The 19,666-nt window shown below is 35.2% G+C and carries 22 protein-coding genes and 1 tRNA gene; 13 read left to right on the top strand and 10 right to left on the bottom strand.

What is annotated here, in order from left to right; translation table 11 throughout:
- Positions 1-835: 835 nt before the first annotated feature.
- The 3 genes from IPI31_02695 to gldC form a co-directional block, all read right to left on the bottom strand.
- The gene (locus IPI31_02695; GenBank protein MBK7566711.1) at positions 836-1,369 is read right to left on the bottom strand and encodes a gamma carbonic anhydrase family protein; all 534 of its coding nucleotides are present in this window, start codon (positions 1,367-1,369) and stop codon (positions 836-838) included.
- Between the two features lie 48 nt (positions 1,370-1,417).
- Positions 1,418-2,191, bottom strand: coding sequence for a patatin-like phospholipase family protein (locus IPI31_02690; protein ID MBK7566710.1), 774 nt, complete (start codon positions 2,189-2,191; stop codon positions 1,418-1,420).
- 92 nt (positions 2,192-2,283) lie between these two features.
- Positions 2,284-2,622: a gliding motility protein GldC gene (gene gldC / locus IPI31_02685; protein MBK7566709.1), complete on the bottom strand. Its 339-nt coding sequence runs from the start codon at positions 2,620-2,622 to the stop codon at positions 2,284-2,286.
- A gap of 126 nt (positions 2,623-2,748) precedes the next feature.
- On the opposite strand from gldC, the gene IPI31_02680 reads away from it, so the two are divergent.
- From IPI31_02680 to IPI31_02625, 12 genes are all read left to right on the top strand, one after another.
- The gene (locus IPI31_02680; protein MBK7566708.1) at positions 2,749-3,066 is read left to right on the top strand and encodes a hypothetical protein; all 318 of its coding nucleotides are present in this window, start codon (positions 2,749-2,751) and stop codon (positions 3,064-3,066) included.
- An 89-nt stretch (positions 3,067-3,155) separates the two neighbouring features.
- A complete protein-coding gene (locus tag IPI31_02675; protein MBK7566707.1) occupies positions 3,156-3,899 on the top strand; it encodes a type III pantothenate kinase in 744 nt (247 codons plus the stop codon).
- Positions 3,899-5,293 carry a hypothetical protein gene (locus IPI31_02670; GenBank protein MBK7566706.1) on the top strand — a complete coding sequence of 465 codons (1,395 nt, stop codon included), beginning with the start codon at positions 3,899-3,901 and terminating at the stop codon, positions 5,291-5,293. Before IPI31_02675 ends, IPI31_02670 begins: the two co-directional genes overlap by 1 nt.
- Before the next feature lie 129 nt (positions 5,294-5,422).
- Positions 5,423-6,019 carry an LPS export ABC transporter periplasmic protein LptC gene (gene lptC, locus IPI31_02665; protein ID MBK7566705.1) on the top strand — a complete coding sequence of 199 codons (597 nt, stop codon included), beginning with the start codon at positions 5,423-5,425 and terminating at the stop codon, positions 6,017-6,019.
- Between the two features lie 44 nt (positions 6,020-6,063).
- On the top strand, positions 6,064-6,339 hold the full coding sequence (locus IPI31_02660; protein ID MBK7566704.1) for a DUF2101 family protein: 276 nt from the start codon (positions 6,064-6,066) through the stop codon (positions 6,337-6,339).
- Between the two features lie 583 nt (positions 6,340-6,922).
- Complete coding sequence (locus IPI31_02655) at positions 6,923-9,136, top strand: peptidylprolyl isomerase (protein MBK7566703.1); 2,214 nt, start codon at positions 6,923-6,925, stop codon at positions 9,134-9,136.
- A gap of 48 nt (positions 9,137-9,184) precedes the next feature.
- On the top strand, positions 9,185-9,688 hold the full coding sequence (locus tag IPI31_02650; GenBank protein MBK7566702.1) for a DUF2480 family protein: 504 nt from the start codon (positions 9,185-9,187) through the stop codon (positions 9,686-9,688).
- A gap of 4 nt (positions 9,689-9,692) precedes the next feature.
- On the top strand, positions 9,693-10,649 hold the full coding sequence (locus tag IPI31_02645; GenBank protein MBK7566701.1) for a lytic transglycosylase domain-containing protein: 957 nt from the start codon (positions 9,693-9,695) through the stop codon (positions 10,647-10,649).
- A 94-nt stretch (positions 10,650-10,743) separates the two neighbouring features.
- Complete coding sequence (locus IPI31_02640; GenBank protein ID MBK7566700.1) at positions 10,744-11,463, top strand: glycosyltransferase family 2 protein; 720 nt, start codon at positions 10,744-10,746, stop codon at positions 11,461-11,463.
- 3 nt (positions 11,464-11,466) lie between these two features.
- The gene (locus IPI31_02635) at positions 11,467-12,180 is read left to right on the top strand and encodes a glycosyltransferase family 2 protein (protein MBK7566699.1); all 714 of its coding nucleotides are present in this window, start codon (positions 11,467-11,469) and stop codon (positions 12,178-12,180) included.
- A gap of 9 nt (positions 12,181-12,189) precedes the next feature.
- Entirely contained in the window at positions 12,190-14,487 is a 2,298-nt protein-coding gene (locus IPI31_02630; protein MBK7566698.1) for a hypothetical protein, read from the top strand.
- 301 nt (positions 14,488-14,788) lie between these two features.
- Positions 14,789-14,861 (top strand) — tRNA-Phe (locus IPI31_02625).
- Between the two features lie 121 nt (positions 14,862-14,982).
- Here the strand turns inward: IPI31_02625 and IPI31_02620 are convergent.
- Positions 14,983-15,459 (bottom strand): hypothetical protein, encoded by a 477-nt coding sequence (locus IPI31_02620; GenBank protein ID MBK7566697.1) that lies wholly within the window; start codon positions 15,457-15,459, stop codon positions 14,983-14,985.
- A 56-nt stretch (positions 15,460-15,515) separates the two neighbouring features.
- Between IPI31_02620 and IPI31_02615 the strand changes: the two genes are divergently transcribed.
- Positions 15,516-15,803: a hypothetical protein gene (locus IPI31_02615; protein MBK7566696.1), complete on the top strand. Its 288-nt coding sequence runs from the start codon at positions 15,516-15,518 to the stop codon at positions 15,801-15,803.
- Between the two features lie 103 nt (positions 15,804-15,906).
- On the opposite strand, the gene IPI31_02610 is transcribed toward IPI31_02615, so the two are convergent.
- The 6 genes from IPI31_02610 to IPI31_02585 all read right to left on the bottom strand — a co-directional run bounded on the left by IPI31_02610 (position 15,907) and on the right by IPI31_02585 (position 19,663).
- A complete protein-coding gene (locus tag IPI31_02610; protein MBK7566695.1) occupies positions 15,907-16,074 on the bottom strand; it encodes a superinfection immunity protein in 168 nt (55 codons plus the stop codon).
- 77 nt (positions 16,075-16,151) lie between these two features.
- Positions 16,152-16,766: a hypothetical protein gene (locus tag IPI31_02605; protein ID MBK7566694.1), complete on the bottom strand. Its 615-nt coding sequence runs from the start codon at positions 16,764-16,766 to the stop codon at positions 16,152-16,154.
- A 38-nt stretch (positions 16,767-16,804) separates the two neighbouring features.
- Entirely contained in the window at positions 16,805-17,995 is a 1,191-nt protein-coding gene (locus tag IPI31_02600) for a hypothetical protein (protein ID MBK7566693.1), read from the bottom strand.
- The gene (locus IPI31_02595; GenBank protein MBK7566692.1) at positions 17,967-18,380 is read right to left on the bottom strand and encodes a hypothetical protein; all 414 of its coding nucleotides are present in this window, start codon (positions 18,378-18,380) and stop codon (positions 17,967-17,969) included. Before IPI31_02595 ends, IPI31_02600 begins: the two co-directional genes overlap by 29 nt.
- 2 nt (positions 18,381-18,382) lie before the next feature.
- Positions 18,383-18,667 (bottom strand): helix-turn-helix domain-containing protein, encoded by a 285-nt coding sequence (locus IPI31_02590; protein ID MBK7566691.1) that lies wholly within the window; start codon positions 18,665-18,667, stop codon positions 18,383-18,385.
- A gap of 90 nt (positions 18,668-18,757) precedes the next feature.
- Entirely contained in the window at positions 18,758-19,663 is a 906-nt protein-coding gene (locus tag IPI31_02585) for a hypothetical protein (GenBank protein MBK7566690.1), read from the bottom strand.
- Positions 19,664-19,666 lie beyond the last annotated feature (3 nt).

The raw sequence follows: 19,666 nt of genomic DNA, 5'->3' as shown, positions 1-19,666 counted from the left end.
CATTTTTAAAACTCTACAAAGAGATCTGAGTCTTCACACTCAGGTCTCTTTTTTTATGTAAAGTTGAACCTAGATTCCACTTCCAATAAAAATAAGAACGTTACTCCTTAGGGAATAAAATTAAAACTAAAAGCTGTTTACAACCAAGTGCTATTTTTCCACTACCCTGTTTATAAATCGTATTATGTTTGTTATACCCTACTTTACCTCCGTACACATATATTTATTATTAATGTGTATGTCAAATAAGTAACAACCAGTGTTTAAATAAACACTAGAAATGAGGAAAACAATACCTAAAAAAATTTGCTACTTCGTAAAAAAGTAGTTGAACTTCAAATAATATCTGTCCATTATCACAATACAATTGCATTATTTTCTTCTTGTATATCAAATTACAATGAAAAAAATTATCATCACACTTTGGGTAATTGCCTTGCTTACTTGCTTTACAATTGGAGTGTGTAGTGGCGAAATTTACTATGGAATTGCGTGCTAGAACTCCGATGAAATTTATACCCCTGAGATAAGGGAGATTATAATCGAAACGGTGCCTGTTGGCGAGTGTTTCCTGACAGATGATTGCCAATATAAATATACCGGAAAGGGAGCGAATCAGGCATTCAGAATATGATTAGCCTGAGGGGTGAAGTACAGGATACTGGAAGATCGAAGTTTATCGTCTTATTGATTCGGTTATGCTAGGTGTGATCATTTAGTAATTTGTCAGTCTGGTAAATTCTTGTTCCATTTGGTAATTTGCTAATTTTCAGGTCTGGTAGTTTCAGATTTAATCGAAGCCCGGCTGTTCATCGGTATATCGGTACATCATTTTTCATCGGTACATCATCGGTAAATTTATTGGAACCATTTTGAGTATCACATAATTATTCGCAATGCGATCGATATTGTGTTTAAAAACTTCTTCACTTAGTGGTTTAAGTTTTTTGGCAGGAACGCCACCGTAGATGAAACCACTTTCTAATATCGAATTTTCTAAAACTACTGCTCCGGCTGCTATTAAAACATTTTCATTTACTATTGCATTATCCATCACAATTGCACCCATGCCAACCAACACATTATCGTGAATGGTGCATCCATGAACAATTGCATTATGTCCTATGGAAACATTATTTCCAATTGTAGTTGCGGCTTTTAAATAGGTGCAATGTATTACAGCATTATCCTGAATATTTACTTTATTTCCGATGGTAATAGAATTTACATCGCCGCGAATAACTGCATTAAACCACACACTGCAATCGTCACCCATTTTTACTTCACCTACTATGGTGCAATTTTCTGCGAGAAAACAATTTTTTCCAAATTGAGGAGTCTTTTCGTTTACAGTGAGAATTAATGGCATAAAGTAATTTTATGTAATGATTAATTTACCAAAAAATTATTGTTCCAATTATTGATTTTCCGATTTTATGAATTGAATAATTTTTTCGGCAACCGGTAATGCTGCTTCATATCCTGCATCATAAATAAGTTTTGATTTGTTTACATCAAATATGGTGTAATCTGCTGTGTCGGGTTCAATTAAAAAATCGCATTGTTTCATTCTGCTTTCCATATTTGTCATGAGAGATAAATTCAAGATCCGAAAACCCACGTCACGCATTCCACTTAATTTTTCTGTGTAATTAATAGGTGTAACATTTACGCCTATCAAAATATCACACTGATCGCGAACGGGTTCCACGGGAAGATTGTTTAATACTCCTCCATCAACATATAAATATTCACCGATCTTTAATGGTTTAAACACTAAGGGAATAGATTGTGAAGCAATTACATAATCGGTTAATTTTCCACTGCCAATTATTTCACAATTTCCGGTATTTAAATTTGTGACAGAGGTATAAAATGGTTTTTTTAATTGCTCAAAAGTATCGTGCGCAATATTTTCAGTTAATATCTTTCTGAAATAAACAAGTTCCATCATCCCTTTGTTAGGGAGCCCCATTTTAATAATACTGTAAATACTTTTATTTTCAATGAGTGAATATATTTTTCGCGGAGAATAACCCTCTGCATATAATGCACCCACCATAGCACCCGCACTACAACCTGAAATAACATCCGGAAAAATTCCCGCACTTTCGAGAGCTTGCAATACACCAATATGTGCAATGCCTCTTGCGCCTCCTCCTGAAAGTGTTATTCCAATTTTGTGTTGCATGAATTTATATCCTAAAATTAAATAATCAGAAACGGATTTTGCAACATGTCATTAAATTGATATCCATAAAAATGGTTGAGACGTTGCGAAAATTATTTTCTTTTTATAATACCTGTCTTCTCTCCAAAATTAAATGCAAAATCCTTCATCTCTTTCACTATTTCTTCATTTTGATTTGCGCGGTGATAGGTATCCGCCATGGTCATAAGTGTTTCGAAAAAGAATTTATCCATTTCATCCTGCCGCATTTCTTTCGTCCAAAGATCGATGCGGAGCGATTCGGAAGATTTTTCATCAAATACACTCAACATAAATGCTTTACAACTTTCCGGTTCCTGCATTTGGCTGTCGCTCGCAAACCAGGTTATGTTTGCGGGGATATTACTTTCATCTAAAAATACTTTCAGCTGAATTTCTGATGTTTTGCTCATAACGTTATTTTCCTTTGGCACGAAATTAGTCATTATACCCCTTAAAGAGATAGTAAGGTTTGCAGAGAAAACAATTTTGAATTCCAACTAAACCTTACTTATCTTTAAACCAAATAGACACATACAATGAAAGCTTCCAAATTATTATTGTCCATAACCTTTGTTATTTTCTTTTTCGAAGCCAAAAGCCAGGTGATTTACACTACGGAATGGAAAAGTGAAGCCAATAAGAAGGTTTACGTGACCGAAAACGCTTCTGAGGCCGATATTATCGTTTTTAAAAGCGATTGGAAAAGTGATGCTCAAAAAGATTCAGGTATCTGGTTCTTCACCGAATGGAAAACGGAGGCCGACATTTTAGTTTACTACACCGAATGGCGCAGTGAAGCCGATCTGGTAATTTGTTACACTACCTATAAGGAAGAAGCCGGTAAGCGGAAATAAATTCCTCCCGGACTAACAAATTCGTTACTATTTGCTGAATTCAGGATCGTCAAATCCTTTGTAACAGTATTTTTTGCGAATTTCACACCGTGAATCTCGTTCTCGACCTTGGCAATACTCAACACAAATGCGCTGTATTTGAAGATGATCAGATCGTTTTTGTTTGGAAAGAAGAACAATTGAATAGTGAGGATCTCCTGTCAATTCTTCAGAAATTCACGATTTCCAATAGTATACTTTCCTCTGTAGACAACCACAACCCTGCTTTGGAGGAAATTTTACAAAGAAATGGGAAATTCCTTTTATTAAACCACGTTTCACCACTCCCAATTCACAATTTATACGAAACGCCGGAAACCTTGGGAAAGGACAGGCTTGCAGCAGCAGTAGGTGCTAACGCACAATTTCGCAACAAAAATGTGCTGGTAATTGACGCAGGCACCTGTATAAAATATGATTTTGTAAATGCTGAAAATCAATATTTGGGAGGTGCGATCTCACCCGGACTGCATATGCGTCTTAAGGCAATGCACAATTTTACAGCCCGATTGCCGTTAATAGACCCGTTGCTGGATATTGATCTCGAAAATATTGAACTTACCGGTAATACAACACATACCTCTATGATAACCGGAACTTACATTGGCGCTTTGTTTGAAACAAGCGGAATGATTGAAGCTTACTCTTCAAAATATGCTGATTTAAGTGTAGTTATTACCGGTGGAGATGCACATTTCTTTGAATTGCATCTTAAAAGGCAGATATTTGCACTCCCAAATCTGGTTTTAGAGGGTTTGAACACTATTCTTAATTTTAATTTGAATCACAACTGATGCGTTTCGGAAGATTGCTACTTTTAATTACCGTTTTTACCATATCCACTTTATCGGCTCAGGTTAATTCTCCATATTCAAGATATGGGTTAGGAAATATTTTTCCAACAACCTTTGGAGCCTCCAACGGAATGGGTGGTTTTTCGGCTGCATATTTTACGCCTACAAATATTAATTACCAAAACCCGGCATCGTATTCGGAACTGAATTTTGCCACTTTTGATGTAGGGGCTTACGGAAATGTGATTACTCTTAAAAATGAAACTGAACAATTTACTTCGGGTGATGGTAATCTCTCTTATATGGCTTTCGGATTTCCGCTTATGCGACAATTGAGACGTCATAAATTCGGAATGAGTTTTGGACTTATGCCTTATAGCGGATTTCAATACAGCATTTATGAAGAAGTACCCACCGAAGATCCTCAACTAGGAACAATTGAATATAATTATGTTGGTGACGGAAGTTTATATCAGGTTTACGGCGGACTTGGATATAAATATCAAACGGATACAGTAACCAAAGTAAAATTGATCAAGGATAAAATGGATACTGTTATTTCGGCAAATATTTTTAGTATAGGCGGAAATGCGGCACAACTTTTTGGTTCTTTATCAAGCATCACTTATGCATCGTTTCCCGAACTATTTAATTCGCAAACTACAAAACTCACCACAACAAGCAGAATTAGTGGCGGCATGTTTAATTATGGAGTAGGATATCAAAAACAATTCATAAGAAAGTACGGAACAAACAGAGATATTTTAACATGGCGGTTTGGTGCTGCAATGAGTCCTGAATTAACAGTTAACGGAGATCAATCTGTTGTATGGACCAATATTCAGAAAAGTGGTAATTATGAATTTATTACGGATACAATTTATTCTCAACCCGATACATCAGGTAATATAATTATTCCCGCATCTTTTCAAGGTGGAATTTCATTTAGTTTCTTTAGTACAGAAACAGAAAATAAAAATCAATTTACGCTTGGAGCGCAATATTCCAGAACAATGTGGAGTAAATATGCAGGCTTTCAGGATGCAGGTTCTTTAGGTGATAGTTGGAGAGCAACAGTTTCGATGGAATTTATTCCTAAAATAAAAGAAAAAAGAAGTGCAGCTTGGGCATTGCGACTCGGAGGTTATTCCGGAATGAGCAATCTTATTGTGGATGGCGTGCAATTAAATGATATCGGAATTACTGCAGGAACCTCCATTCCATTGGGTTTCGGGGATAATGTATTGCCTTCGTTCAGAAGTTCCCGTATGAATGTTTTTATTAATGCAGGACAAAGAGGAAGCAATACCGATATTTCTGAAACATATTATAATTTCGGAGTTGGATTTACCTTGGTGGATTCAGGATGGTTCAGAAAATTCAAATTGAATTGATGATATCTTCAAATTATGATTAATATTTATCCGAACACAGCAGAATAATAATATTATAAAAAGGCTGTGGGAAAATATTTTTTTATGCTTTAATATTTAATGGTTCTTCTAAAAGCCGGATTCATAAAATTGAAAAAATATTTCCTTGATCTTCAAAAAATTTTGTGCAGTAATTTAATTACTTCTGCCATTATTTTTGGGATGATATTTATGGTTTCCTGCGTTAATGATATTGATGATGTTAATAATGCTGCCAAACTTGCCGAACCGGGTGTGGAACGCGGAAAAAATATCGAATTATTTTACAGTGAATACGGCAATGTAAAAGTGCGTGTAACAGCTCCAACCGTAACGCGATTTCTGACCGATAATCCCTATACAGAATTTAACGATGGATTAAAAGTGGATTTTTATAACGATAGTTTACGGGTAACAAGTAATCTCACCGCAAATTATGGCATTCGTTATGAAAATGAAATGAAAACCATTATGCGAAACGATGTACAGGTTGTTAACGAAAACAATGAACATCTTAGCACAGAAGAATTAATTTGGGATGAAAAAAATCATAGAATTTATTCCGATAAATTTGTAAAGATCACTACACCCGATCAGGTTATTTATGGAGAAGGAATGGAAGCCGATGAGCAACTCACAACCTATAAAATAAAAAAACCACAGGGAACAATTCGCACAGAAATGGATGCCATGGAGTCGGAAGAATAACAATGGTTTTATTACACAGTAATAAAGTTTAATTAATTTAGCATATGCAGAACTATCTGAAATTAATGAAAATATTTGAAGTGATGTGGCTTGTTGCTGCAGTCATTTCTCTAACCATGGTTATCATTCGTTCCTCCAACGGTCAGGCTTATGGCAATTATATTTATATAACTGTTTTTACAACCTGTGTTGCCGTGTTTATGTACTGGTTCAAAAAGAAAAACAGGAAGTATCAGGAGGAGTATTATAAAAAGAAGAAAGAAGCTTTTAAAGATTCCAAGGGAGAAGTGCTTGAAGAAGTCGAAGGGAGAAGTGCTTGAAGAATCGAAGGGAGAAGATTCGAAGAATTGAAGGGGAAGGATCTAAGGAGTAAAAAAGGAAGGAAGGTGTGTAAGGTTGAAAAAGGGGGTATTATCTATTATTTAACACATTCCTCAAAGTTGAAATGTAGTCGTGTTTGTTTAATCTTACTAGGATCTGCTTGAACCCAGAACTCAGAACCCCGAACCCAGAACCCAGAACCCAGAACCCAGAACCCAGAACCCAGAACAATAATATCGAATAAAGAACAAGGAATAAAGAACAACAAACAATTCTCCCCCGGGTGACCTTCCTCCGAGTTGAAACTTGGACACAGTAGCAGTCACAGTCGCAGTCGCAGTCACAGTCACAGTCACAGTAGGCAGTTTGTTACATTAATAGCTTTAGTCCCACGGTTAGTTCTATTTCGTATGTCGTAAGTCCTATGTCGTATGTCATATGTCCTTTATCCTATTTCCCATGTCCTATGTCAAGTCCTTCATCCTTTATCCTATGTCCTACGTCCGTTTAAGAAGTTTTGTTTTCCACATTGATTCCACTACCTTTGCATCCCCAATATAAATTAAAAGGGATTACATCGTTATGCTCATTTCAAAGATTCGCAAGTACTCATGGGTGGTTGTTGGCGCTATAGCCTTGGCTTTGGTAGCTTTTTTATTTCAGGATGCTACTAATTCCAACACCGGCATGTTCAACAAAAACAAAATTCCGGATTACGCAAATGTTTCCGGTCAGGAAATTACGCAGGATGAGTTTGCAGAACGCCGCGGGCAATCGGTATTGGAATATCTAACCTTTAATAATCAAGTGCTTGCATATGAGCAAGGACAATATCAGCTGGATCCAAGAACACAATTTGGTATTTCTGAAAAAGCATGGACAGAATTTGTAAACGAGAAGATCGTAGAGGTAGAACTGGAAAAACTAGGTATCACTGTTACTGAGGATGAATTCAGCAACCTTATCTATGGACCAGATCCTCATCCGGTTATCAAAAATTATTATATAGGTCTCTCGCAAACGGGACAGTATGATGCAAGTGTACTTCCAACATGGGTTAGTCAGATATCCGATCAGGAAGCGCAACAAAATAATCCTCAAATGCGCCAGGAATATTATCAATTTATTTCCAGAGAAAAGGTAGCAAAACGCGATTACATGCAATCGAAATATATGTCGCTCTTTACGCAAGCAACTTATGTTCCCGAATGGATGGCGAAAAGAAATTATACCATGGGAAATACTAGAGCTAATTTTACTGTAATTACTCTTCCATACGATCAGATAGCCGATTCAACCATCACCGTTTCAGATGCTGAATTAAAATCTTACTACAACGAACACAAAAATAAATACAAACAAACTGAAGGCAGGGTTGTGGAATATGTAAGCTGGGAATTTACTCCGACCGGAATTGATAGTGCAACAACACTTGCAAATCTGATGGCCAGCGTTGAAAAAATGAAGGCTGCAAAAAACGACTCTATATTTATTGCAACTCGTTCTGAAGATCAGGATAGATATGGTTATGCAAATTACAGCCGCAACGATCTTTATCAAATGGATATTGATTCGAATGTAGTTGATTCTTTTTATTCAAAAAGTGTAGGTTCACTTGTTGGTCCTTACTTCAGCAGCGGATCTTACAAAATGGCAAAATTGAAGAATCGTCAGAATATGCTCGATTCCGTTAAAGCGCAACATATTGTTATTGCAATAAATGAAAACCGCGACTCCGTTACTGCTAAAAATCTTGTTGATAGTATTCAGGGATTATTAGCTGCAGGGGGAGATTTTGCGCAACTGGCTACAACATTTTCCGATGATAATGAATCAAAACCTCAGGGTGGTGATCTTGGATGGGTAACTCCTTCCGTTGGTTATGTTCCTGAATTCAAAGATTATTTATTTAAGACTGGTCCTGTTGGAAAAGTTGGAGTAGTAAAAGCGCCATACGGATACCATATTGTTGAAATTACGGAAGTTAAAAATCGCAGAGATTTTGTAACAATTGCCGTGTTGAGTAAAGCAGTTGCACCTGGTAAAGAAACCATCGATTCGCTTGAAAAAGTAGCAAACTCATTTTACGATAAATATCAAACTCCTGAAACCTTCGAACAAGGTGTTACGGATATGAAATTATTTAAACGTGTTACTCAGCCCTTAACTAAAAATCAATACGAAATACCGGGACTTGCAGATACCAGGGAGATCATTATTTGGGCTTTCGATGCAAAAAAGGATGAATTTAAATATTTTAACATGGCAGATCGTGTGGTTGTTGCCTATGTAAAAGATGTTAAAGTGGATGGTATTGCAGAATTGGAAAATATCAAAGAATTAGTGGAGCGTGAAGTGATCATGGAGAAAAAAGGTGAAATGTTAACGCAGAAATTTAATGATGCAATGAAATCAGGTGCTTCCATGGAGGCAATTGCAGCTAAATTGGGAATGCGTGTTGATTCTGTTTCTAATGCAAGTATGGCATCTCCTTCCGCACCTATGATCGGACGGGAACCAAAGGTGATAGGATCTGTATTTGGTCTTGAAGCCGGTAAAATGACAAAACCGGTGGCAGGCAATCGCGGAGTATTTCTAGCGCAATTGATCAATATTACACCTGCTCCTGAAACAACGGACTACACGATGAATAAAAATCAATTGATGTATTCATTCCAAAATAAATATCAGCCACAACAACAACAGCAAGCCATGGTTCAACAGACACAGGGATTGCTTTTCGAACTAAAAGATAAGGCTGAAGTTGTGGATAATCGTTATCAATTTGGCGATTAAAAAAACTTTTATCCTATGATATCCGTTGTGCAGTATAAAATATAGCAGGTGGAACTCATTAATAAAGTTGCTCAAAGTGGAATTGTATCATTCGATCTCGAAACATTTTTTCCCGAAACGGACAAAATTGTTGCCTTTGATCTGAAGGATTATTTATTTAAAGGCCTGATTCTCAAGGAAAAAGACTTTCGCGAGGCACTTGCTTTAATTGATTGGTCCTTGTATTCCGATAAATATCTCGCTGTTTATTGCTCTGCAGATGCCATCATTCCAAATTGGGCTTATATGTTGGTTGCTGCCAATGCTCAGCCATTTGCCAATAGTGTTATTATGGGTAATGAGGAAGAAGCGATAAAAAGGATATACTCTGAGGCTTTATCAAAAATTGACTTAACGCAATTTATCGACCAGCGTGTCGTTATAAAGGGATGCAGCGATAAGCCGGTTCCTGTTGATGCCTATTTAGAGATAACGAATATCCTGAGGCCGGTTGCAAAAAGTATCATGTACGGAGAACCTTGTTCCACCGTTCCCGTATTTAAAAGAAAATAAGAAATTGAAAAAGATTCATTACATATTAATCGGTGCTTTTTCAGGAATAGCCATCTTTATTGGATATGCTGTTTCAGGAAATTCAGATATTAAAAACAACAAAAATGCAGTGGTGGAGTCATCCGATACCTTGCGTTCGCTGGCGGATGATGTGAACACGATCAAATATTTTGCAGCAAAAGTTCCCGCAACTATTTCTTTTGCCGGAGAACCGGTTCCGCTTAACGATTTTGAAGTATTGGAAAGAATGGACAGGGAATTAACTGTGACCGGTTATTGGCATTCCAGCACCATTCAAAACCTTAAACTAGCACACAGATGGTTTCCAATAATTGAAAAGGTTTTAAAAGAAAATAATATCCCCGACGATTTTAAATATCTTGCCATGGCAGAAAGTGGATTGCGCAATGTTGTTTCTCCGGCCGAGGCGCATGGTTATTGGCAATTTTTGAAGGGAACTGCAGTGAATTATGGATTAACAGTTACCGCAGAGGTGGATGAGCGTTACGACATGGAAAAATCGACCCGGGCTGCAGCAAAATATTTAAAAGATGCCTATGCAAAATTCGGCAACTGGACGCTGGCAGCAGCTTCATATAATGCCGGAATGGGTGGTATTGAAGGAGTGGTTGATTATCAGAATACTGATAGTTATTATGATCTGTATTTAAAAGATGAAACTTCCAGATATATTTTCCGAGCTCTGGCATTTAAATTAGTTTATGAAAATAGTCAGGACTATGGTTTCTTTTTAAGTAAGGAAGACCTTTATGATCCATGGGAATACAAGACTGTGAAAGTGGATACTACAATATTAAATCTGGCCGAATTTGCTCAGCAACATAATACAACCTATAAAATGGTTAAATATTATAATCCCTGGTTGCGTTCAAACTTACTTACCGTAAAAAAAGGTGAAGTATTTGAAATTAAACTGCCTTTGGATGCCGCTGTAAAATAATCAGTCTGCTCCATTGTACATCTCGATCTAATACTCCAAAGAACTACAATTTTCCATTAACGGAAAGAATGCCTTAATTTTACTTTTTGAACACATGGAAGTAAAAAAATTAAGTGTACTTGTTCCTGCCTATAACGAGGAAAACACCATTCAAACTATTTTGACCACACTTTCAAAAGTAGTGTTACCTCAAAATATTGAAATGGAAATTATTGTAGTTAACGATTGCTCAAAAGATAAAACTGCAATTAAGTTACAGGAGTTTATTGACGCGCATCCCCAATTAAATATCCGTTCCTTTCATCATGAGGTTAACAAGGGAAAAGGTGCGGCATTACATACGGGCATCAATAATGCGAGTGGTGAATTCACTATAGTACAGGATGCCGATCTGGAATATGATCCAAACGAATTTACTTTATTATTAAAACCTGTTTTAGAACGTGATGCCGATGTTGTGTATGGTTCCAGGTTTAGCGGAGGCAATGCACACCGTATTTTATTTTATTGGCATTCGATAGGTAATGGATTTTTGACCTCTATTTCCAATATGTTCAGCAATTTGAATTTAACGGATATGGAAACCTGTTATAAACTCGTTCGGACAGATATAATAAAATCCATAAAATTAAAAGAAAACCGTTTTGGATTTGAACCGGAGCTTACACAAAAATTAGCTAAAATTAAAGGCATACGTATCTATGAAGTTGGAATTTCATATTATGGCAGAACATATGCAGAAGGGAAAAAAATAAACTGGAAGGATGGTGTGCGTGCAATATATTGTATAGTTCGTTACGGTTTATTTAAATAATAATTGACAGCTACTTCACTAGATATTATTTTGCCTTGTTACAATCCCTCAAAAAATTGGGCGGAAAATATTATTCAGGAATTTCAGGAAATTAAAAATCGTATTAAGGATATTGATATTACGCTTATTATGGTTAATGATGGAACTTCCACTATCAGTTTAACAGATATACAAAAATTAAAAGATCGCATTCCGCAATTTGTAAATATTAGTTATGATGTTAATAAAGGAAAAGGATATGCATTGAGGGAAGGAATAAAAACTTCGATTGCTGATGTATGTATTTATACTGATATTGATTTTCCCTATACCACAAATAGTTTTATTAAAATTTGGGATCAAATAGTAAAAGGCAAAACGGACATTGCAGTAGGAGTAAAGGATAAAAGTTATTACAAACACGTACCTGCGGGGCGTAAATTTATTTCAAAAATTTTACGCGCCGGAAGTAAAAATATTTTGCGTTTAAAGATCTCTGACACGCAATGCGGATTAAAGGGATTTAATAAGAAGGGAAAAGATATTTTTTTAAAAACTACCATAAACCGTTATCTTTTCGACCTGGAGTTTATATTTCTTGTATCTCGACAAAAGGAAGTTTCGATGGTTCCTGTGGAAATAGAACTGAAGGAAAATATACAATTTAGCAGTATGCGCACCGGCATTTTGTTAAGTGAGGGATTTAATTTTCTGAAAATATTCTTTAAAAGCTTTTAATTTTAATATATGAAGAAGCTCCTCAAGAACCCGGTTGTGATACTTTCTATTTTAACGATAACTATTATTTGTATTGTTTGGAGCAAGGTAATATTTCATGCCAATACTTATTTACTTAGCACAGGAGGAGATGCAGTAAAAAACTATTATACACCGGCTTGGTTTGTTGATAATGATAATGGAACTCATTTTACGGGAATGAATTATCCCTATGGCGAACATGTGGTATTTACGGATAATCAACCCTTGTTGAGTTGGGTGATGAATTTTATCGACAATAATTTATTTTCTATTTCGGGATATACCATTGGAATAATGAATATTTTGTTGTTTGTATCACTTTTCTTTTGTGTGATCTTCATTTACAAAATAATGTGTTTTTATGCGTTACCACCTTATTTTGCTGTGGTCGCATCTATTTTAATTGGGCTCATGAATCCACAACTGGACAGGTTTTGGGGACATTTTGCACTGGGATATGCTTTATTTATTCCCCTCATTTGGTATTTGATATTAATGCTCGATAAATATCAATATCAGTTATGGAGGTGGATATTAATCATATCAGTAATTATTTTATTTGGGTTCCTGCACATGTATTATGTATTGATAGGAGCGATGTTTATTTTGTTTCATGTGTTTATTCTTTTATTCAAAAAGAAAAGAAATTTTAAACAGATACTATTTCATATTGGTGCAGCAATAATTCCTGTTGTGTTTATTACTCTTTTTATGCACTTTACGGATAAAATTTCTGATCGACCTGAAAGTCCTTTTGGTTTTTTTCTCTATAAAGCATCTTTTCCGTCAGTTTTTTTGCCTTTGGATGGTACGATAAGAAATCAGTTTTTTAGAATTTTCCATTTGTTGCCATTTAATGCGGAGGGATATGCATATGTTGGAGTTGTTGGTTTGTTTTTTTTATTTATTCTGCCGTTTATTTATATAAAACGTTTGATATATAAACGCTCCTTTAAAAGATCTTTAATAAATTTTCCGGGAGATATGGGATCTTGGTTAATATCATCGGTTTTATTATTGCTGTTTTCCATGACCTATCCCTTCAGTTGGAATTTGGAATTTTTGCTTGATATTATTACACCATTAAAACAGTTTCGTTCTCCCGGAAGGTTTGCATGGGGATTTTATTTTATATACACTATTTCGCTTTCGGTATTGATCTATATTTTGTTTAAGAAAATCCAGAAACGCAATGTAATTATTGCTTATATTTTTCTGGCCTTGCCATTGGTAATTCAGTTTTCTGAATCGTATAATTATTTTGTTGGTACTGCAGAAAAAATGCAAAAAGGTAATAAAAAAAATCCTTTCAACTCCTCATACAACATTTTCACCGGCCTTTTTTCGAGTTCAGATCTGAAGGTCGAAAATTTTGATGCTATTTTATTTCTGCCTTCTTTTTTTCAGGGTTCCGAAAAATTATATGTTGACAGAACTGTGGGAGGTTTTCAATATGCAATGGAACTTTCCTATGCAACTAAATTGCCGTTAGTAAATTATATGATGAGTCGCACGTCGTTTTCGCAAACTTTAAATAATGTGCAGATAGTTTCTCATCCCTATATTAATAATTATAGTAATGATGGAGTATTTAAATCGCAAAAATTGTTGCTTGCAGTGTCAAATAAACCATTAAATGCCGGTGAACAATTTCTTGTTGACCATTCCGTGGAAGTTGCAAAAACGGATCAGTTTAGTTTTTACGCTTTTGATACAAAGGTATTAAAAGAGAAAGGCGATAAAATAGCAATTTGGGATCATTCCCTGATACAAGATTCGTTGCAGGAATATAATAATAATGGCTTCACCTATTTTTCCGAAAAACCGTTAAAACTTTTTTACAGAAACACCTTTGATGATCAGCATAACGGAAATTCTTTTATGGGAAAGGGATCTTTATTTTCCGATAAAACCATAAAACCCATGGCCGAAATTCCTGTACAAGCAGATGAGCCTTATTGGATAGAAGTATCTTTTTGGGCAAAATCCGACGTTAACAGCATGGCTTATCCCTACATAGATGTTTATTTTCTGAACGAAAAAGACGAGATTTTAAGAGCTGTTTCCGTAGCACCAACGCTTTCCACCGATATTTGCGACAGATGGGTAAGAGCTTCAGAAAACTATGAAATCGGCCCTTCCATTAAAAAGATCCGCATCAGCTGCAGCGACGATTCCCGTGTCAACTTCGACGAATTAGTGGTGCGTCACACTGCCTACAGCGCCTATTACGACATACTTTCCCCCGAAAAATTTTGTGTAAATAACTATATTATTGGAAAATAGGGGGGATAAATATATCTTTGCAGTCCCTTAAATAAAGGTGCGGTAGCTCAGTTTCAGTCAGTGGACTGACAAGGGTAGCGCAAAGGACTGAAAATCTTGTCGTATTATAGAGTAAAAAGGTGCGGTAGCTCAGTTTCCGTCGGTTGACGGACAAGGGGTAGCGCAAAGGACTGAAAATGTAGTCCTTAATGAATTGAAAAAGGTGCGGTAGCTCAGTTGGTAGAGCAAAGGACTGAAAATCCCCGTCCGACCGGTCATCCGGGCGGGCTTGTGTCGAGGTTCGAAAGAGTAGAATATAAAAGGTGCGGTAGCTCAGTTGGTAGAGCAAAGGACTGAAAATCCTTGTGTCGGCGGTTCGATCCCGCCCCACACCACCCCAAACCCTTGACTCTATTGAGTTTGAGGGTTTTTTTTATTTTTATGTGGCAGTAGCTGTGGCATTTTGGAGTTTAAATACCCCAAAAAGTAAATTCAATAGGTGCAACAAAAAGAATGTTAATCTTCGTCCATAACGTTTATAATATTCATTGAGGAGTCAAAAGAATATAAAACAGTATGTAATCCAAGTGCACCCATTTGATTCTTTGCTCGATACTTTTGAGAGATTGCATACCCAATGAATTTTCCACGGTATGTAGTATCATTTAGTAAATTTGTCAGAGTATCAAAATAGGACATTCCTAAGTCCCAAGTCAATTTATGCTCTTTACTTAGGATATAATGTTTTCCTGCCTCATCAAATAAACTATCTTGTATGCCTTTATAATAGTCGCGTTTGTCGTCGTAGGCAGAGGTATAAACAGTATCAAATTTCGAATAGTGCACTAACTGAAAACTTGTTGGGTCATGTAAATGAGATTGCAAGTAGGCTGAAATGCTATCTTTTGCAATTTCTTCCTTTGACTTATATACTACTTTTTTGCTCTCACAGGCAACAAATGCGAGTAATAGAAATATTGATAATAGTTTCATAATGTGTATTTTATTCAAATTTATTAATTTTTACAACTCTTTCCTATATTTGAACTATGGACTCAAACTTAACACTCATTCAATTAGGGATACTTTTAGTAGTTCTAATTGCCCTTTTTCTCATTGGACGTGAGATTTCCTTATGGTATTTCAAAATAAATGACCTAATAGAGTTACTAAAGAGTAATAACCAATTGTTGACCGAAATAAGAGATTTTCTAAAACCTAAGGAGACAGGGATTAAAGGGATTGAGAAAACCTACGACAATATAAAGGGTGAAGGGGATTTGAACGACCCTGAGGTATTGGAAGGATTAATGAAAAGGGTTAAGACTAAAGAGTAGGTTTGTTAAAACATTCCTTTTTTATAGTGTCACTTTTGTAAGTTATTGGAATCATTCAACTGACCGTATTAAAACCTTCCTCTGGAGTTTATTCTAAAACGGATTACTTTTCAACTTTTACAGCCCATATTATGGCAATAATCCACCCTAATACTGTCCAACCCAATAATAGGTTTAATAAAAATACTTGCCCAAAGAATGATTTTCTGTATGCCATAATTGAGGGTAGGAAGTAAAAGGCAACAACAATGATTATTAGCAAAAATTCCATGTTAGTCTGTTTAGGTTAGGGTTACTCAAATCTACGGATAATTGATTGTTATTGTATGTAGTTGAAAATTTTACCTTTTACTTCTTATCCAATAAATACCCAAATCTCTCAATAAATAAACTCAATCGTAAATTATTATAGTGCTGTTTTTTAATCTCTAACATCTTGACCCTGTGTGCAACGCGGGTTTGTTTTCCTTTGTAGGTTTCTTTATACCCCTTTGTATAAATTTCTTTAAGTTGGTCTTCCAAATCAAAATATCTGTATAAATGCCTATCATGGTGACTTCTTTTTTGAGTCATGTAGTAAATACGTGTTTGATATGCTGAACGGCGTTTGAATTTGGTTGAACCATATGCCATAAAAATCGCCTTGCACCGTTTATAGGACACGGGACACAAAAAATATAGGTTTTCACCTTTCCCCAAATTGGAAGGGACAGAAACAATCTGAACCGTATAATCCATGTTTGATTTGTTTCCCTTGTAATCAGTATGGCAATATTGAAATCTAATTGACTTTTTCCCCTCTTCGTTTCTATATTGAAAGTTTAAAATTGCGCCGTTCTCCCAACTTATTGTCCCTGACAATAATTTATTCTCAGCGTTGAACAATCCACCTTTTTTGAGTGCACTAATTTTGATTTGATTTGCGCCGCTCTGAGTTATTACTCCCGTTGAATCTCTTCCCATATTATTCTATATAACCTTAATCCTTAGAGATAGACCCACTAAACCCATTGTGCAATGGGAAATAATACACCGCCTCTTTCGATCCGTTTTATCTTATATTTTTTGTTGTTAAAAGTATTCCTACATTTTTTACCCTCTCTTCCATAAAGAGACTCACTACAAAACTTTGAATTTGGGTCTTGTTTTGATATATCCCTACCACATGTTAAACATATTCTTACAGGGTGACATTCTTTCCCTTTATCTAAACTGTAAGAACGTCCCCCATTTATCAAATAAGAGTCTTTTGGTAGGTCGGTAAGAACGTCCCCCATTTCTAACATTTCAGTAATCTTGTTTTCTACCAATTTAGTTAAAACTTCACTAAAGTTTTCCCTACCATATGTAGATAAAATTTTATCGAACCGTTTACGAAGTTTAAAACATGACTTTCTATTTTTTTTATGCTCCTGTGTCCAATAGTTAGGGTTAATTCCGTTGAGGTATAATTCACTCTCACATTTAGTCAATTGGGAAATATCTATTGACTGGTCAATTATCAACGAGTCCTTACAAATTTTGGTCAATTCATTGGATAACCATTTAATTTGGTCTAAATCGTATAGGTCAGAAAGTAAAATTGTCCCACCAATAGACTGCATTTTTTTTGCCTTATATTCAACTCTAAAGGAATTGGTCTTAGTAACTCCCTGCAGAAACTTACTATAAAACTTTACTTCCTTTTGTGTGAAATGGGTGCAGTATAAACCGATACTATTTTCATACCTATTGAAAGGTTTGTTTTTGTAGCAAATAAGACGTGCTAAGAGGTTTTGCGCCGCAAATGGTAGAATTACATTAACACCTATTTCTAAATTGTTTACATGCCATCTATTTGGCTCTATTTTCAAATCTCTACATAGCGTATCAATTGCGGCGCAAAGTTCAATAAATGTAAAATCTCCAAAATTTTCACCATCCTTTAAATACTTGTGTAAACTCCCTGTTATTTCAATGAAGTTATTTGACCTAATATTGATTTGTAACCCTTTATATTTGGTATAATAGGGGAATGTAAGTTCCCCAGTATTTAGGTTTAACCTTTGGTTGAACTGTAAAAGAGGATTGTTCAAAAAATGCTCTTTATTATAGAAATTAGTTGTTATTTTTACGCCGTCAATCATTTGGTAAATCCATATGGTTAAATCGAGCAAAGAGAGGTTATATGCCTCTCTTTTTATTTTGCTCACAAATGAAGTAATCGTTTAAATTTTGTCGATGTTGGGGAGTAGCAGGATAAAATCCTCCAAATAGAAAAATCAAAATCTCCTGTTTGTTATCTGAGATATTGAATAAAATGTAACTTTTTTTCTTACTCTTTATTGTGTCCCCGTAAAACCAACAATCTGAAATTTTCCTCAATCCAGTAAGGATTTTATTTTCCCATTTTTCCTTTTTACCTCTTATGATGTATTCGGAGTCAACTATCTCTTTACGTTGGGTTATTTCAATCTTAAATTTTGTTGGGAGAGTTAATACTCCTAATGGGAAATTGTCTATTTCGTAAAGTCCTGTTTCGAAATTTAGCATGTATCTAAACTCCTTATGGAATGGTAAAGTAAATCGAGCTGTCATAATTACCTCCCATATTTTTTAACTGTTTTCAAAGACTCCAATACCTCAGAACGTTTATAATATACACGTCCCCCAATACGGTGAGATTGTAATTTGCCATCCTTAGTCCATTGAATAATTGTAGGTTTTGAAACCGACGGCGTAAACATTTTACGAACTTCGTCCATAGAGATTAACTGCTCGGGTTCATTAGTTTTGGGTAGAAGTGAAGTAACTACTTCGCAAACGATTGCACGAAACCTTGTTTCGAGTTCGTTAAATGGAAAATCAATTTTTATATCTGTCATTTTACATACCTCTTTAAATAAGGTTATGCAAAACAATGACATCAAATTGGGTGGGGTAGGGGGTTGGGTTACCCTAAATTTATAACAACTTTAAACTTTTATTTCAATTAATGGTAAATCGACGCTCTTTAATAATTTATTTACTTCTTTTATATTTTCAGTATTATAGGCATTATCAGAGTGTTTCATTTGTGACTTTGGAGGTGTAGGGTTTGTGTAAGTTATGTAATCTGTCATATTAGAGTTATCACTACCTAATAATACACCAAATAAAATTCCCTTCTTTTTTTGTGACATACTTTCAATTGTGGGAAGGTTGAAAACTCCCAAATGGTGGAGTAAAAGGATTTGTTGTTTTGCTGTTAGTGTTTTGGTCTTGACTTTAGGATTTTTATTTTCTGAGTTTAATAAACCCTTTAAATAGAAATAGTAATGTGCTGCGTGTATCCCAACAAAAATGTTTTCTGGAATAATGTAGGTAGAAAAAACACCTTGACCATGAATATACTTGTTTTTAAATAGGTCTAAATATGTGCCATTTTCAGCAGCTCTAAAACCGATGGTAAAAGTTTTCATATTGTCTTGTCTATTCTTTTCCATTTCTATTGTTTTTTCAATAGCCGTCATTTCGTCAGCGATTAATTTTTCTGGTGACAATGCGTTGGGTAATTTCTCTTCAAATCTCTTTTTAAGTGCGTTAAAATTGCACTTCACCTTTTTAGGATATAATTCATCATGATTTTCATATAAAAAAAAATTTATTTGAGTTCGTTCTGTTTCATTTATAGGTGTGATGGAAATTTTTTCAAAATTCTCAATTTCCTCAGGTTCTACATACAATTTTCCATTGCTATATAAGGCATTTAGACTACACTCATGTAATCTTTTTTCTGTCCAAAATTTCACTCGATCCAAATAAGTTACTTTTAAATCAAATTGTTCCTTTATCTCCTTCCAATTTGTTTTAATCCAGTCAGAGGTAATATAAGTTTCCATATT

It is taken from the genome of Bacteroidota bacterium (assembly GCA_016706865.1).
Taxonomy (GTDB): Bacteria; Bacteroidota; Bacteroidia; order Chitinophagales; family BACL12; genus UBA7236.
This window is presented reverse-complemented; position numbering and strand designations above follow the sequence as displayed.

Bases quoted from the DNA above. Each gene is read 5' to 3' on its own strand.
- IPI31_02595 (MBK7566692.1), bottom strand. From the start codon at position 18,380: ATGACAGCTCGATTTACTTTACCATTCCATAAGGAGTTTAGATACATG.
- IPI31_02615 (MBK7566696.1), top strand. From the start codon at position 15,516: ATGGACTCAAACTTAACACTCATTCAATTAGGGATACTTTTAGTAGTT.
- IPI31_02640 (MBK7566700.1), top strand. From the start codon at position 10,744: ATGGAAGTAAAAAAATTAAGTGTACTTGTTCCTGCCTATAACGAGGAA.
- IPI31_02630 (MBK7566698.1), top strand. From the start codon at position 12,190: ATGAAGAAGCTCCTCAAGAACCCGGTTGTGATACTTTCTATTTTAACG.
- IPI31_02620 (MBK7566697.1), bottom strand. From the start codon at position 15,459: ATGAAACTATTATCAATATTTCTATTACTCGCATTTGTTGCCTGTGAG.
- IPI31_02605 (MBK7566694.1), bottom strand. From the start codon at position 16,766: ATGGGAAGAGATTCAACGGGAGTAATAACTCAGAGCGGCGCAAATCAA.
- IPI31_02610 (MBK7566695.1), bottom strand. From the start codon at position 16,074: ATGGAATTTTTGCTAATAATCATTGTTGTTGCCTTTTACTTCCTACCC.
- gldC (MBK7566709.1), bottom strand. From the start codon at position 2,622: ATGAGCAAAACATCAGAAATTCAGCTGAAAGTATTTTTAGATGAAAGT.
- IPI31_02660 (MBK7566704.1), top strand. From the start codon at position 6,064: ATGCAGAACTATCTGAAATTAATGAAAATATTTGAAGTGATGTGGCTT.
- IPI31_02590 (MBK7566691.1), bottom strand. From the start codon at position 18,667: ATGACAGATATAAAAATTGATTTTCCATTTAACGAACTCGAAACAAGG.
- IPI31_02670 (MBK7566706.1), top strand. From the start codon at position 3,899: ATGCGTTTCGGAAGATTGCTACTTTTAATTACCGTTTTTACCATATCC.
- IPI31_02680 (MBK7566708.1), top strand. From the start codon at position 2,749: ATGAAAGCTTCCAAATTATTATTGTCCATAACCTTTGTTATTTTCTTT.
- IPI31_02585 (MBK7566690.1), bottom strand. From the start codon at position 19,663: ATGGAAACTTATATTACCTCTGACTGGATTAAAACAAATTGGAAGGAG.
- IPI31_02690 (MBK7566710.1), bottom strand. From the start codon at position 2,191: ATGCAACACAAAATTGGAATAACACTTTCAGGAGGAGGCGCAAGAGGC.
- IPI31_02695 (MBK7566711.1), bottom strand. From the start codon at position 1,369: ATGCCATTAATTCTCACTGTAAACGAAAAGACTCCTCAATTTGGAAAA.
- IPI31_02655 (MBK7566703.1), top strand. From the start codon at position 6,923: ATGCTCATTTCAAAGATTCGCAAGTACTCATGGGTGGTTGTTGGCGCT.